Origin of the sequence: Streptomyces sp. NPDC006012, from assembly GCF_042871185.1 — a bacterium.
Lineage (GTDB): Bacteria > Actinomycetota > Actinomycetes > Streptomycetales > Streptomycetaceae > Streptomyces.
Genome location: NZ_JBIAIE010000001.1, coordinates 528,761 through 543,311, shown reverse-complemented (window position 1 = coordinate 543,311; position 14,551 = coordinate 528,761). Strand labels below are relative to the sequence as shown.

At 71.6% G+C, this 14,551-nt stretch carries 9 protein-coding genes; all 9 read right to left on the bottom strand.

From position 1 onward, the window contains the following. Positions 1 to 273: 273 nt before the first annotated feature. Positions 274 to 1,431: a glycosyltransferase family 2 protein gene (locus tag ACFYPJ_RS02290; RefSeq protein WP_389010103.1), complete on the bottom strand. Its 1,158-nt coding sequence runs from the start codon at positions 1,429 to 1,431 to the stop codon at positions 274 to 276. A 570-nt stretch (positions 1,432 to 2,001) separates the two neighbouring features. After that, on the bottom strand, positions 2,002 to 4,083 hold the full coding sequence (locus ACFYPJ_RS02285) for a hypothetical protein (RefSeq protein ID WP_389010100.1): 2,082 nt from the start codon (positions 4,081 to 4,083) through the stop codon (positions 2,002 to 2,004). 169 nt (positions 4,084 to 4,252) lie between these two features. Next, positions 4,253 to 5,752 carry an SDR family NAD(P)-dependent oxidoreductase gene (locus tag ACFYPJ_RS02280; protein WP_389009101.1) on the bottom strand — a complete coding sequence of 500 codons (1,500 nt, stop codon included), beginning with the start codon at positions 5,750 to 5,752 and terminating at the stop codon, positions 4,253 to 4,255. 211 nt (positions 5,753 to 5,963) lie between these two features. Next, positions 5,964 to 6,317, bottom strand: coding sequence for a hypothetical protein (locus ACFYPJ_RS02275; protein WP_389009098.1), 354 nt, complete (start codon positions 6,315 to 6,317; stop codon positions 5,964 to 5,966). A 248-nt stretch (positions 6,318 to 6,565) separates the two neighbouring features. Further along, positions 6,566 to 8,005, bottom strand: coding sequence for a GTPase ObgE (obgE, locus tag ACFYPJ_RS02270; protein WP_389009095.1), 1,440 nt, complete (start codon positions 8,003 to 8,005; stop codon positions 6,566 to 6,568). 171 nt (positions 8,006 to 8,176) lie between these two features. Beyond that, entirely contained in the window at positions 8,177 to 8,431 is a 255-nt protein-coding gene (gene rpmA / locus ACFYPJ_RS02265; protein ID WP_389009092.1) for a 50S ribosomal protein L27, read from the bottom strand. A 13-nt stretch (positions 8,432 to 8,444) separates the two neighbouring features. After that, positions 8,445 to 8,765, bottom strand: a complete 321-nt coding sequence (rplU, locus tag ACFYPJ_RS02260; RefSeq protein ID WP_376534340.1) for a 50S ribosomal protein L21 — start codon at positions 8,763 to 8,765, stop codon at positions 8,445 to 8,447. A 311-nt stretch (positions 8,766 to 9,076) separates the two neighbouring features. After that, complete coding sequence (locus ACFYPJ_RS02255; protein WP_389009089.1) at positions 9,077 to 13,315, bottom strand: ribonuclease E/G; 4,239 nt, start codon at positions 13,313 to 13,315, stop codon at positions 9,077 to 9,079. Positions 13,316 to 13,577: 262 nt separating this feature from the next. Then, the gene (locus ACFYPJ_RS02250; protein WP_389009086.1) at positions 13,578 to 14,378 is read right to left on the bottom strand and encodes a TIGR03936 family radical SAM-associated protein; all 801 of its coding nucleotides are present in this window, start codon (positions 14,376 to 14,378) and stop codon (positions 13,578 to 13,580) included. Positions 14,379 to 14,551: the final 173 nt, after the last annotated feature.

Sequence of the window (14,551 nt, the reverse complement as noted above, 5' to 3'; positions counted from 1 at the left end):
ACGGCGGGGGTGGGTGCACCGGCCGGGCCGGCCGAACCCGTCGACCGACGTCCGGCCGAGCCCCGTCGCCCGACATGCGGCGCCCGGGTCACCGGCCCCGGAGTCCCGGCCGCCGGCTCGGCAAGCCCGGCCACTCGCCCTGGAAGCCCGACCCGCGGCTCCGCAAGTTCAGCCACCAGCCCGCAAGCCGGACCATCACCCCCTCAAGCGCAACCACCGGCCCCGCCAGCCCGGCCACCCGCTCCGCAAGCCCGGCCGGTCAGCCGGTCCGTCTCAGGCCGTCGTGCCGAAGCCGCTCACCGGCAAGGTGCGGCGAATCTTGCGGACGGCACGGCGGAAGGTGGAGTTCGCGGCGGCCTCGCGATAGCCCAGGAAGGCCCGGGCCTCGCGGGGTTCGGCGAGATAGAGGGTGTCGGGGAGGCGGGCCGCGCGGGAGCGGAAGTGCGGGTAGACGAGGTAGACGCGGGTGCCCCGTCTCTCCAGGATGGCGGCGGCCTGCCGCTTCGCCCGGACGAACTCCACGACGTCGGCCAGGAGGTCCGAGCGCCCCATGGCCACCAGGTGCAGCCGCAGCCGCTCGTGGACCTTGAGCCGACGGGCCACCTCGGGGTTCCAGTGGACGTCCAGCAGCGGCTTGGCCAGTTCGAACTTGTGCCGCCTGACCTCCTCACTGTCCTTCAGGTACTGGGGGCCGAACTGCGGCAGCAGGGTCACCAGGAGGGGCCGGATCATCAGGGTGTCGCGCTTGGGGCCCGCCGGGACCATCTCGGCGATCAGGTTCATCAGGGCGCGCGCCGAGTCGAAGCGGAGCGCGTAGCCGCCGGTCTTGGTGACGTGCTTGCCGTCCTCGCGGCCCACCAGGTAGTAGCAGGTGTAGTCGGCGAGCACGGAGACGCCGTCGGCCCGCAGGTACGCCTCCATCGTGAACAGCGCGTCCTCACCGGTCCACAGGGACTCGTCGAAGCGCATCCCGTGCCGGTCGAGGAGCGCACGGCGGAACAGCTTCTGCGCGCTGAGCGTGAACTTGATGTTGGAGGAGTAGACGTCGGTACGGCCGAGCGTCTTGCCCCACATCGACTTGGGCGGGGTGCGGTTGATGCCCTCGACCCGGCCGAGGACGACGTCGGTGCCGTTCTCGTCGGCCATGGCGACCATGCGTTCCAGTGCCTCGGGGCCGAGCCGGTCGTCAGCGTCGAGGAAGAACACGTAGCGTCCGGCCGCCTTGCCGAGGCCGACGTTGCGCGGGCCGCTGGGGCCGCCGGAGTTCTCCTGCCGGATGACCGTGACCGGCATGGCGGCCCGGGCGGCGAACTCCTCCAGGCACTCCCCCGTACCGTCGGTGGAGCCGTCATCGACCGCGATGACCTCGATGCGCCCCGGGTCGATGGTCTGCGCCTCGACGGACGCCAGACACTCGACGAGGTACGGCATCGCTTCGTACGCCCCGATGACCACGCTCACATCAGGTTGCGGCACGACGGTCACGTTTCCCCCTCATCAATGGAAAATTCCCCCCGTATCTCCTTAATCGCAACTTGCTAGACGGGCATCCGGCCTTGTCGGTTGCCTTGCTCCAGGCATTTCGTGGCGGACGTCACACAGCGAACGGACAGGCAGGGGTGATGACGGGCGACATCGGACGGTACGCGCGGCAAGGAGAAATTGTTTGGCGATGCCGGGAATGAGTGGTGAGAAATCGCGGCGAGAAAGCTGAAAGCCGCCCGAGAAGGACGCGACGGCGGAGCCGGGTCGGCATCGAGGACACGGACGACACCGCCTGGCCCTCGGATTTCCCGGAAAAGGCCCCCTTGCCCCGCCTTGCCTTTGCGCACCGCCGCGGTGCGGGGGATCGGCCGGATCCCGCCCTCACCGGACCGGAGCAGCCCTCCAGTCCCTCCGTCCGGCGGAAGAAGCCCCGGCCGCCGGCTCCGCCCGCACCGGCACGGGGCTGCCGGCACGGAGCGGCGCCGAGGCGCCCGAGGCCCTGTTGTGAACCGCAGGTCAGCCGGTCGTCGCACCGTCCGTCTCGCCGGCCGCCGACAGCCGCTGGCCGGGCACCAGATCGGCCAGCTCCCCCGCCTCCGCGCCGCCGACGGCGGACCGGGTCTCCTGGCCGAGGTTGCGTCGTTCCGCCTTCCGGGCCAGTGCGGCCACCGCGGTGTTGAACTGGTCGATGGACTTCGGCTCGTCCGGGCCGAGCAGGTACCGCTTCAGCTCGGCGCGGTCCGCGGTCAGCGGGTCGGCCGCGGGATCGCGCACCGCGCCCAGCAGACCGCCCAGCTCCTCGGCGCTGTTGGACAGGATCACCGCGGCGCGCACGGCCGTGTTCTGCCGCTTGAACTCGTCGGCACCGAGACCGGCGGAGTCCGTCACGGCGTACGGTTTGCCGCTCGCGATGAAGTCGGAGACGACGCTGGAAATGTCGGAGACCATCGCGTCGGAGACGTTGAAGCAGTCGTACAGGTGCGGCTCGGCGCCCGTGATGACGCGGTGCTCGTGCGCGGGGAACGAACGCCAGTAGGCGGTGTTCCACTCGGCGCGCAGCCCGGCGATCTCCTGGTGCACCGTCACGTCGACCACGCCGTCCCGGGACTGCTCGGCCTCGTCGCCCTTGTCGTCGCCGGTGCCGGACAGTTCAGCGAGCCGGGCCTCGATACGGGCCAGTTCGGCCCCGGCCTGCGCCTGCGCGGCTTCGTCGGTGAGGAACCCGGAGTCCGCGGCGCGCTCCGCGGCGGCCTTCTCGACGAGGGCGGTGATCCGCTCGTGGGCGGCCTTGGCCTTCGGGCTGCGGGTGCCGGTGAAGGGGTGCGGCTTGTAGAGGACGCGGACGGGCGGGTCGGCCTGCACCAGCCCGCGCACGATGTTCTCGCCGGCGAGCAGGATCGAGGTGTTGCCCGGGTTGTCGTCCCAGCCCTCCCAGGTGGGCGCGTACAGCACGGTCGGCATCCGGTCCTCGGGCACGTCCTGCCGGGCCCGGATGGGCGCCAGCTGCGGGCGGCCGACCTCGGCGATGTCGTCGTCGCGGACCCCGACGTCGGCGATGGCGTACCGGTCACGGCCCGCCCGGCCCGCGGTCCACACCTCGTCGTACACCTTGCTGAACGGGTTGACGCTGGCGATCTTGTCGCTGTCGCCGTGGCCGATGAAGACGTGCTTCATGGTCGGTACGCGCAGCAGATGGATGTTCTTGCCGACGTTCGCGGCGTACAGCGCGACGCGCACCGTGGACAGGTCGAGGTTCATCAGGTGGACGCCGCCGGGCACGCAGACGACGGGGACCGTGGTCGGGGCCAGGTTCTGCAGGATGACCCGCTCGCGCAGCAGGACCAGCGGCCGGGAGTCCAGTTGCTCCATGGTCTCCAGCCACATGTTCACCTGGTACGCGGAGTCCTTGGAACCGGAGAAGTAGAGGACGGTCTGCGGCTTGTAGCCGGTCAGCCAGTCGTCGACGGCGGCCAGCACCTTGTCGGCGTTCGGCGGGATCCTACGGCCGCGCAGGTACGGCATGAGCGCGAGGACGTACAGCAGGGCGAGAAGGACCGTGACGCCGATGCCCGCGTAGCCGTACCCGGACTTGCCGACCGCGGCGGCGAGAAGGATGCCGGCGACCGCGAAGAGGTCGAGGTGGAGCATCTTCTCGGCGGAGCGGTCGAGCAGGCCCTGCGGCGGGGCGCCCGGGATGCGGATGCGGGACTTCAAGTCGACGTTGCGGGTGGCGGCCGGCAGCCGGCGGCGGTTGCGGATCAGGGTGACCAGCGCGCCGTGCGGGGCCTGGAGGCCGAAGAAGGCGATGAAGCAGGCGATGGCGCCGTAGTAGATCAGGTTGTCCGCGAGGGACAGCCGGGCCAGCAGCAGGACCAGGAGGAGCTGCCGGATCAGGAAGCGGATCGACACTCCGGCGCGGACCTTGCTGAGACGGCTGACCAGATAGCTGCCCTTGTGGTGCAGGTAGTGGTCCGCGAGGTAGGTCACTGCGGCCGCGGCCGCGAAGGCGTACACGTTCGGGACGAGCGCGGCCACCATGAGGCAGGGGAAGCCCAGCATCATGAGGACCGCCGCGGCCAGCTCGGCCGCACTGCCCACCCGGGCGACGCGTATGGCGGTGGATATCACAGAGTACCTTTTATTTACAAAACGGCCGGCTTGAGACCTTTATGGGCGATCTTCGGTCTTATGCATTCAGGTCCCTGCGTATGCCCGCAAATCCCGGGTGCCACAGAGACCTGAATAACAGTTGGCTATTTTCTTGTGATTATGCTACCCCGTCCTGGCGGTCCAGGACGCTGGCCAGTGCCTGCTCGAAACCGGAGGCCAGGCTCGCGCCCGCCGTCGGATCCTGCTGGCGGACGTCGATGACGTGGCCGGTCATTTCGGACAGCAGCACGTCGAGGGAGGTGCGGGCCACGGCCTCGGAGGAGAGCAGGGTACCCGCGGGTTCCTCGCCGAAGGCCTTGGAGCGCATCGGGGTGGCGGTGCGCTCCGGGTTGATGCAGTTGACCCGGATCCCGTCACCGGCCCACTCGTCGGACAGCGCCTGGGTGAGGTTGACCATGGCGGCCTTGGTCGAGGAGTAGAGACTGTACTCCGCCCGGCCGCGGGTGTAGCTGCTGGAGGTGTACAGCAGCAGCTGGCCCTTGGTCTCGGCCAGGTACTTGTAGGCGGAGCGGGCGATCTGCACCGGGGCCAGGTAGTTGACCTGCAACGCCTCCTCGATGGTGGCGTTGTCCGTCTCGGCGAGCTTGCCGATGCGCAGCACACCCGCGGTGTTGACGATGTGGTCGATCCGGCCGGTCTCCGCGTACGCCTTGGACAGCGCGTCGTCGACCTCCTCCGGGTTCTCCACGTGCGTACCGGTGGTGGAGCGGCCCAGGGCGTAGACGTGCGCGCCGTAGGAGCGGGCGAGTTCGGCGATGTCCTTGCCTATGCCGTACGAGCCGCCGAAGATCACGACGGTCCGGCCGGTGAGGAGTTCGCGGTAGCCGTCCTCGTCCCTCTGCTCGGGGGCGGCGGTGGAGCCGAGCTGGAACAGCTTGTCGGCGATGAACACGTCGACCGGCTGTGTCACCTTCATGTTGTACTCGTCACCCGCCACGACGTGGATCGGCACGTCGGGCAGGTACTTGAGCACCACCGAGCAGTCGTCGGTGGCCTGGAAGTTGGGGTCCCCGGCGGCGACCTGGTAGGCCCGGCGGATCGTGGACAGCTTGAATGCCTGCGGGGTCTGGCCGCGGCGCAGCCGGGAACGGTCCGGGATCTCGGTGATGAACTCGCCGTCCTCACCGTGGGTGCGCGTGACGATGATGGTGTCCGCGGACGGAATGGCCACGTCGACTGCCTGGTAGCGCCCCAGCGCGGTCACGCAGTCGTCGATGACGCGCCGCGACAGCAGGGGGCGTACGGCGTCGTGGAAGAGGACGTTGAGGTCCTCGCCCTCGGCGAGGCCGGCACCGAGGGCGGCGATGGCCCGCTCGGTGGTCTCGTTGCGGGACGAGCCGCCCTCGATGACCTCCCTGACCTTCCGGAACCCCGCCTTGGCTACGATCTTCTCCACGTCCGCCACATAGCCCGGCGCCATCAGCACGATGACGTCGTCGACCGAGTCCGCCTGCTCGAAGGTGGCCAGGGTGTGCTCGATGACCGCCTTGCCGGCGATCTTCAGCAACTGCTTCGGGATCGACAAACCCACCCGCTGACCGGTGCCTCCGGCCAGGATCACTGCGGTCGTACGGGATTTGGCTATGTGCTGGGACACAGGTGACCTACCTTGTGGCGTGGGAACCCGGAAATGGTCCCACTTCCGGTAACCGAAGTGCAAGGTGAACGCCCTTCACTGCATATGTGGGCGCTACCTGTCATTCACCTTCAGATCCCGGCGGCGGGCGACCCGCCGAGTAAGAGCGAGTAAGAATCCCATGAAATTGATGTGAGTAACTCCACAGATTTCTGCGTTCGGTAAACGCAACTCACCGTCGGTGCATCCGCCACGGACAGCAGCGCCGGACCGCCGACGGCGCGCACGCCGACGCGGCGGTCCACTTCACCCTCTCGACACCGACTCCGCCGACCCCGGCGGCCACCTCGACCGCCCGCCGCGCAGCGACGTTCTTCACGTCATCCGGGCCCGGGCTGCACATGTTCTCCATATGCATGACCACGCCGTTACGGACAAGTCGCGAATAAATTTCATCGGGCAGACTATTGCCCCGAAATTCCACATCAAGCTTCCACAGCATTTCGGTCCCGGCGTAGGTGGGCGAACGATTCGCCGTGTCCGGAACGGGCTTGAGGAGATTCCCCGGCAGCCCGGCGAGCGTCATGAAGGTGCGCCGGGTTCATCGGACCGCTGCGCGCCGGCAGGTACCGTCACCACCGATCGCCGCCGGCTACCGGCCGCCGCTGACCCCCAACGGGTTGCGGACCGACCCGAACTCCTGGGACAGGGCATTGCGTGCGGCCCGACAGCCGTGCCGGGCGTCGTACGCCTGGCACGACCGCGGTCAGCCGGGCCGTGGAGGCGTCGTGTGCGACTGCTTCTCCCGGTCCTGCGGCGGGCCCGGACCCCGCCTCACTCGAACGGATCGAACTCGTCGAACTCCCGGGTGACCTCGTCACGTTCGGCCTGCCGGTCACGCCGCCGCTGGGCGGCGGGCCGCTGCTCCTCGAACCGGTGGTCCTCGCCGCGCCGCCCGAGCATCTCCGCGCCCGCGGTCACCGACGGCTCCCAGTCGAAGACGACCGCGTTGTCCTCGGGGCCGATCGCGACGCCGTCCCCGGCGCGGGCGCCCGCCTTCATCAACTCGCCCTCCACACCGAGCCGGTTGAGCCGGTCGGCGAGGTAGCCGACGGCCTCGTCGTTGTTGAAGTCGGTCTGCCGGACCCAGCGCTCCGGCTTCTCGCCGCGCACCCGGAACAGGCCGTCGTCCTCGCGCGTCACCGCGAAGCCCGCGTCGTCCACGGCCTGCGGCCGGATGACGATCCGCGTCGCCTCCTCCTTCGGCTTCGCGGCCCGCGCCGCGCCGACCATCTCGCCGAGCGCGTACGTCAGTTCCTTCAGACCGATGTGCGCCACCGCCGACACCTCGAAGACGCGGTAGCCGCGCTCCTCCAGGTCGGCCCGCACCAGCTCGGCCAGCTCCTTGCCGTCCGGCACGTCGACCTTGTTGAGGACGACGATCCGGGGACGGTCGCCGAGCCCGCCGTACTGCCGCAGCTCCGCCTCGATGACGTCGAGGTCGGAGACCGGGTCGCGGTCGGACTCCAGGGTCGCGGTGTCCAGCACGTGCACCAGCACGCTGCACCGCTCCACGTGCCGCAGGAACTCCAGGCCGAGCCCCTTGCCCTGGCTGGCGCCGGGGATCAGCCCCGGCACGTCCGCGACGGTGAACACGGTCGAGCCCGCGGTCACCACGCCCAGGTTCGGTACGAGGGTGGTGAAGGGGTAGTCGGCGATCTTCGGCTTGGCCGCGCTCAGCACCGAGATCAGTGACGACTTGCCCGCACTCGGATAGCCGACGAGGGCCACGTCGGCGACCGTCTTCAGCTCCAGCACGATGTTCTGGAGGTCACCCGGCTCGCCGAGCAGCGCGAAACCGGGCGCCTTGCGCCGCGCCGAGGCCAGCGCCGCGTTGCCGAGCCCGCCCCGGCCGCCCTGCGCGGCGATGTACGACGTGCCGTGTCCGACCAGGTCGGCGAGCACGTTGCCCGCCGCGTCCAGCACGACGGTGCCGTCCGGCACCGGCAGCACCAGGTCCAGGCCGTCCTTGCCGGAGCGGTTGCCGCCCTCGCCGGGCTTGCCGTTGGTGGCCTTGCGGTGCGGGGAGTGGTGGTAGTCGAGCAGCGTGGTGACGGACTGGTCGACGGTGAGGATCACGTCTCCGCCACGCCCGCCGTTGCCGCCGTCCGGGCCGCCCAGCGGCTTGAACTTCTCACGGTGGACGGAGGCACAGCCGTGACCTCCGTTACCCGCGGCGACATGCAGCTCGACGCGGTCCACGAAGGTGGTCATGGTGGGTGCCTCCTGGGGATACCCCGGCCGCGGGCAGGGGACGTACGGATGAATTGCCGGATGTTGCCTGAAACACGCGAAAGGCGGACCCGCCTTCCCGCCCGGGAAGTGAGGTCCGCCTCGCGAAACGTACGGTCTGAAGCCTTGAGTCAGGCGACTCTGAAGCCTGGGTCAGCCGACCGGGACGATGTTCACGACCTTGCGGCCACGGTGGGTACCGAACTCCACCGCACCGGCCTGCAGCGCGAACAGCGTGTCGTCGCCGCCGCGGCCGACACCGGCGCCCGGGTGGAAGTGGGTGCCGCGCTGGCGGACCAGGATCTCACCCGCGCTGACGACCTGACCGCCGAAGCGCTTCACGCCGAGCCGCTGGGCGTTGGAGTCGCGACCGTTCCGGGTGGACGATGCGCCCTTCTTGTGTGCCATGTCTCCTCAGTCCTTACTTCGCAGCCGCGGGGATCGCGGTGACCTTGATCGCCGTGTACTGCTGGCGGTGGCCCTGGCGACGACGGTAGCCGGTCTTGTTCTTGTAGCGCAGAATGTCGATCTTCTGGCCCTTGTGGTGGTCCACGACCTCGGCCTGGACCTTGATGCCGGCCAGCACCCACGGGTCGCTGGTCACAGCGTCGCCGTCGACAACGAGCAGGGTCGAGAGCTCGACCGTGTCGCCAACCTTGGCGGTGGAAATCTTGTCAACCTCGACGACGTCGCCGACAGCAACCTTGTGCTGGCGACCGCCGCTGCGCACGATGGCGTACACGCGGATCTCTCTTTCGCTCGGAGACGGCACCCTCGCAGGCCAGCCGTCCAGGAACACCATGGACGACCTCTCCCGGCCAACCCTGTGCCCGGGAGGAAGAGGTTTACGAGGATGTGGCGTGCCTCTGTGGACGGACACGCCGAGGGTCAAGGTTACGGGGAGCTGACCGAGGGGGTCAAACCGGGCCCCGGTCCGGGACCGTACGGGCCTGCGCCGCCCCCGGCACAACCCGAATACGACCCCGGTACGCCGCCGGTACAAGTGAGCCGCGGCCGGTCACAGGGACCGGCCGCGGCTCGCTTGGGAACGGGTCAGACCTCGTCGGCGGTGGCCGCGACCGCGGTCTTCTTCGCCGTCGTCTTGGCGGCGGCCGTCTTGGCGGTCTTCGCCACCTTCTTGGCCGTCGTCTTCTTGGCCGTCGTCTTCTTGGCCGCGGTCTTCTTGGTGGCGGCCTTCTTCGCCGTGGCCTTCTTGGCGGTCTTGCGGGCCGCCTTCTTGGCCGGTGCCGCCTCCTCGGCCGAGTCCTCGGCGACCGCGACCGTCCCGGGTCCGGTCTCCTCCGGCGCGGCGGACGCGACGACCACCACGGCGGCGTCCTCGGACGCGGTCGGCGCGGTGGCCCTGCGCACCGCACGGCGCCGCGGGCGGGCCGGGGCGGCGTCCTCGGCGGACACCTCCGCGGCCGGGGCCCCGGCGGCCGGTGCGACCGGCTCCACCGCCGGCTCGGCGACCACGGGCGCGGCCTCGGCGACCGTCACCACGGCGGCCTCGGCACCCGCGGGCGAACCGGCCGGCGCCGACACCTTCCGGGTCGCGCGACGCCGCGTACGACCGGCGGGCGCCGCCTCCTCGACGGCCTCGGCCGTCACGGTCACGGCGGCCTCGGCCACGGCCTCCGCCGGAGCGGCGGCGTGGGCCTGCGGGGCCTGGACGGCCTCCGGCTGCCCGGACTCGCCCCTGGGCGTGCCCGCCGGAGCCGAGGCCCGGCGGCTCGCCCGGCGCCGGTTGCGCCCACGGCCGGTCGCCGCGGCCTCCGCCTCGGCGACGCTGCTGTACAGCTCCTCGTCGGGGGCGAACTCGGGCGCGGGCAGCGCGACGGGCACGGCGGCCTCCGCGGCGACCTCGGCCTCGCTCTCCGCCTCCTGCTCGGCGGTCGCGATCACCTCGGCGACCGCGGTCCCCGCGGCCTCGGCCGTCTCGTGCACATGACCGTCGCCGCCGCGCCCGCGCTTCTTCCGCTTGCCGCCGCCCACGGACGTCGGCTGCTCCATGTGCACGATGACGCCACGGCCGTTGCAGTGGACGCAGGTCTCCGAGAAGGACTCCAGCAGTCCCTGGCCGACCCGCTTGCGGGTCATCTGCACCAGGCCGAGCGAGGTGACCTCGGCCACCTGATGCTTCGTACGGTCCCGGCCCAGGCACTCCAGGAGGCGCCGCAGCACCAGGTCCCGGTTGGACTCCAGCACCATGTCGATGAAGTCGATGACGATGATGCCGCCGAGGTCGCGCAGCCGCAGCTGGCGCACGATCTCCTCCGCCGCCTCCAGGTTGTTCCTGGTGACGGTCTCCTCAAGGTTGCCGCCCTGACCGGTGAACTTGCCGGTGTTGACGTCGATGACGACCATCGCCTCGGTCCGGTCGATGACCAGCGAACCGCCACTGGGCAGCCAGACCTTGCGGTCCAGTGCCTTGGCGAGCTGCTCGTCGATCCGGTACGTGGCGAAGACGTCGACCTCGCTGGTCCACTTCTGCAAGCGGTCGGCCAGGTCGGGCGCGACGTGTGCGACGTACCCGTGGACGGTCTCCCAGGCGTCACCGCCGCTGACGATGACCTTGGAGAAGTCCTCGTTGAAGATGTCGCGCACGACCCGGACGGTCATGTCCGGCTCGCCGTACAGCAGCGACGGTGCGTTCGAGCTGCCGCCGTTCTTCGACTTCTTCTGGATGTCCTCCCACTGCGACTGCAGCCGCTCCACGTCCCGGCGCAGCTCGTCCTCGCTCGCGCCCTCGGCGGCGGTGCGCACGATGACGCCCGCGTCCTCGGGGACGACCTTCTTGAGGATGGTCTTCAGCCGCGCCCGCTCGGTGTCGGGCAGTTTGCGGCTGATGCCGGTCATGGAGCCCTCGGGCACGTACACGAGGTAGCGGCCCGGGAGCGACACCTGGCTGGTCAGGCGCGCGCCCTTGTGTCCGATCGGGTCCTTCGTCACCTGGACGAGCACGGACTGCCCGGACTTCAGGGCGGCCTCGATGCGGCGCGGCCCGTTGCCCATGCCGAGCGCCTCGAAGTTGACCTCACCGGCGTAGAGCACGGCGTTGCGGCCCTTGCCGATGTCGATGAAGGCGGCCTCCATCGACGGCAGCACGTTCTGCACCTTGCCGAGGTAGACGTTGCCGACGTACGAGGTCGACTGCTCCTTGTTGACGTAGTGCTCGACGAGCACGCCGTCCTCCAGGACGCCGATCTGCGTGCGGTCGCCGTTCTGCCGTACGACCATCACGCGCTCGACGGCCTCGCGGCGGGCCAGGAACTCGGCCTCGGTGATGATCGGGACCCGGCGGCGGCCCTGCTCGCGGCCCTCGCGGCGGCGCTGCTTCTTCGCCTCCAGGCGGGTCGAGCCCTTGATGGACTGCACCTCGTCGGAGGGTTCGGTGGCCTTGCGGGGCTCCCGGACCTTGACGACGGTGCGCTCCGGGTCGCCCTCGTCGGGCTCGGTGTCGGCCGAGCTGTCACCGGCGCGGCGCCTGCGGCGGCGCCGACGGCGGCTGCTGGAGCTGGATCCGGCGCCGTCCTCGGAACGGAAGTCGGCGTCCTCTTCCTCCTGCTCGGCGGTGTCCTCGGCGTCCTGCGCGGCCTGCTCGGCGACGAGGTCGTCGGAGTCGGCGTCCAGGCCCTCGCCCGCCTCGCCGTCGGCTGCGTCACCGCGACGGCGGCGCCGGCCGCCACGGCGGCGGCGCCGACGCGAACCGGTCTCCTCGGCGTCGTCACCGTCGATGGCGTCGTCGGCAGACTCCTCCGGCTCCTCCGGCTCCTCCGGCTCCTCGGCGGTGTCCTCGGCCCGGGGCGCGGCGGCCTGGGTCTCCTCGTCGTGGCCGGTGCTGCGGCGGCGGCGACGGCGGCGCGGGCCGGTCTCGGCCTGCTCGTCCGCGTAGGCGCCGCTGTCCTCCGCCTCGGCGGCCTCCGCGGCGGCTTCGGCGGCGGCCCGCTCCGGGGTCTGGAACTTCGGCTCGGTGAACACGGGCGCCTGGAAGACGGCCACGGCGGGCCGCGCGGGGCGGCGCGACGCCTCGGCTTCGGCCGGCTCGGCAGGCTCGGCGGGTTCCTCCGCGGCCGACGCCGCGGGCTGCCGCGCGGGCTCGGCGAACCCGGAGGCGGCCTGCCGCACGACGCGACGACGGCTACGGCGGGTGGCGGTCTCCTCGACGGTCCTGGTCTCGACCGCGACGGACCGGCCGGCCTCCGCGCCGCTCTCGGCGGCGGGAGCGGTCACGGACCGGGCGGCGGACTCGACGGCGGGACCGGGCTCGTCACCGGCGCCGGTGACGGCGTCGTCGGGGGCGGCGGCGGGCGGCGACACCCGGCGCGTGGCACGACGGCGGACGCGCCGCACCTCGCTCTCCGCGTCGTCGGCGGGCACCTCGGTGACGGCGGGGGCTTCGGCGGCGGCAGCCGCCTCGGCGGTCTGCGGGGCCTCGACGGCTTCCGCGGCGGGCGCGGCGGCCTCGACGGGCGCGGACACCCGGCGCGCGGCACGACGGCGCGTGCGCGGGGCGGGTGCGGACTCCTCGGCCTCGGCGGACACCGCGGTGGAGTCGGCCGCGGGCACGGCGCTCTCGGCGGCGGCCGGGGCACCGGCGGGCGCCGACGCACGACGCGTGGCACGACGGCGCGGAGCTGCCGCGGGCTCCTCGTCGGCGCCCGGCGCCACGGCGCTCTCGGCGGCGGGCGCGGGCACGTCCGCCTCAGCGGTCTCGGCAGGCGCCGGAACGACGGTCTCGGCGGCGGCCGGGGCACCGGCGGGCGCCGACGCACGACGCGTGGCACGACGCCGCGGAGCTGCCGCGGGCTCCTCGACGGTGGCGGACGCCTCGGCGGCCACGGGCTGCTCGGCGGCGGCCGGTACGACCGTCTCGGTGGCCTGCGCCGAGGTCGGGGCACCGGCGGGCGCGGACGCCCGGCGGCTCGCGCGACGGCGGGTACGGGGAGCGGGCGCGGGCTCCTCGACGACGGCGGACGCCTCGGCGGCCTCGTCCGTCTCTTCGGTCTCTTCTGTGTCTCCGATGTCCGTGCCGAGGGACGCGGGCGCTTCGGCGCTCTCCCGCATGACCACGGTCACGTCGTCCTGCGCCGCCCGGGCCGTCGCGTCGACGACCTCGGCCTCGGCGTCCGTCCCGGTGATCAGGGCCGCCTCCGTGCGGAGTTCGCCGGAGTCCTGGCCGACGGGCGGGCCCGCCGGGCGGGAGGCGCTACGGCGGCGCCTGCGCGGCGGCAGCGTGTCGCTGGGGGTGTTCAGTTCAGAACCCTCTGCGGGTTCGGTCGGTTCGAGCATGCGGGCGTTTCTCCCGTCAGGCTCCCGGGCGCCGCGCCTGGTCCGGCGTCGATCCGCTCGAACGAACGCCGCTGACGTCCGCGGCCCGCTCGATGCGCGATGGCCGCCGTCCGGGGCGCGGGCGCCACACGGGAGCTCTCCGTGTCCTGTCTCGCCGGTTCCGTACGCCTTGTCGTGCACGGCCTGGCGAAAGTCTTGTGGTCAGTGCGCTGCCCGACCCAGGTGGCTCCCGAGTACGAGGGCGGCGCTTCGACGCCCATCCCTACGCGGGACCTTCCGGCACCGGCGCCGTCGCGGCGGCAGTGGCGGCGGCCGGTTGCGGCTCGGTCGCTGCTGCCTCGCGGTCGGGCGCGAGCGGGTCGGTCACCGTGCCGGTCTCTTCATCGAGCAGCCCCTGCGCCAGCCTGGTCACCGCTGCGGGGACCGGCGGCGCCAGGTCGGCCACGGCGCGGAGACCGGACAGGACGTCGTCGGGTCGTACGGCAGGCGTCACGTGCCGAACAACCAGCCGCAGTATCGCACAGGGCTGGTCGCTCGGCCTATCAGGCTGCGAACTGTGGCTTTCCACGTCCGCCAGGCTCTCCAGACCGACGACGGCGGCGCGGGCGTCGAACGTGCGCACACCGTTCTTGGTCCTGCGCTGCACCTCGACGGTCTCGGCCTCCGTGAAGGCCTTGACCGCACGTGCCGCGTCGGCCGGGTCGACGCCGTCCAGCCGCAGCTCCCACACGGAAGCGGTCAGCCGGTCGGCGAGTCCGGACGTCCGCGCCTCGACCGCGTCGACGATGTCGAGCCCGGTGGGCAGCGACGCGTCGAGCAGGGCACGCAAGGTGTCCGGGTCGCGGGTGGCGGCGAGCGCGATCTCCAGGTATTCCGCCTCACTGCCCGTGCCGGTGGGTGCGGCATTGGCGTACGACACCTTCGGATGCGGCGTGAACCCCGCCGAGTACGCCATCGGCACCTCGGCGCGGCGCAGCGCACGCTCGAAGGCGCGCTGGAAGTCACGGTGGCTGGTGAACCGGAGGCGGCCGCGCTTGGTGTAGCGCAGTCGGATGCGCTGCACCGCCGGTGCGGGCGGCGGGCCTTCGGGCTGTCGCTTGCCCAGTGTCGTTCAGTCCTTAGTGAGTGCGGTCGTACTGCTACCAAGAGTACGTGTCCGAGGGCCCACAGGTTCCCGGTGATCGGCCACCGCCGGTCACCGGGGCCTGCGGAGCAGCGCCCGGCGGGGATCGGCGC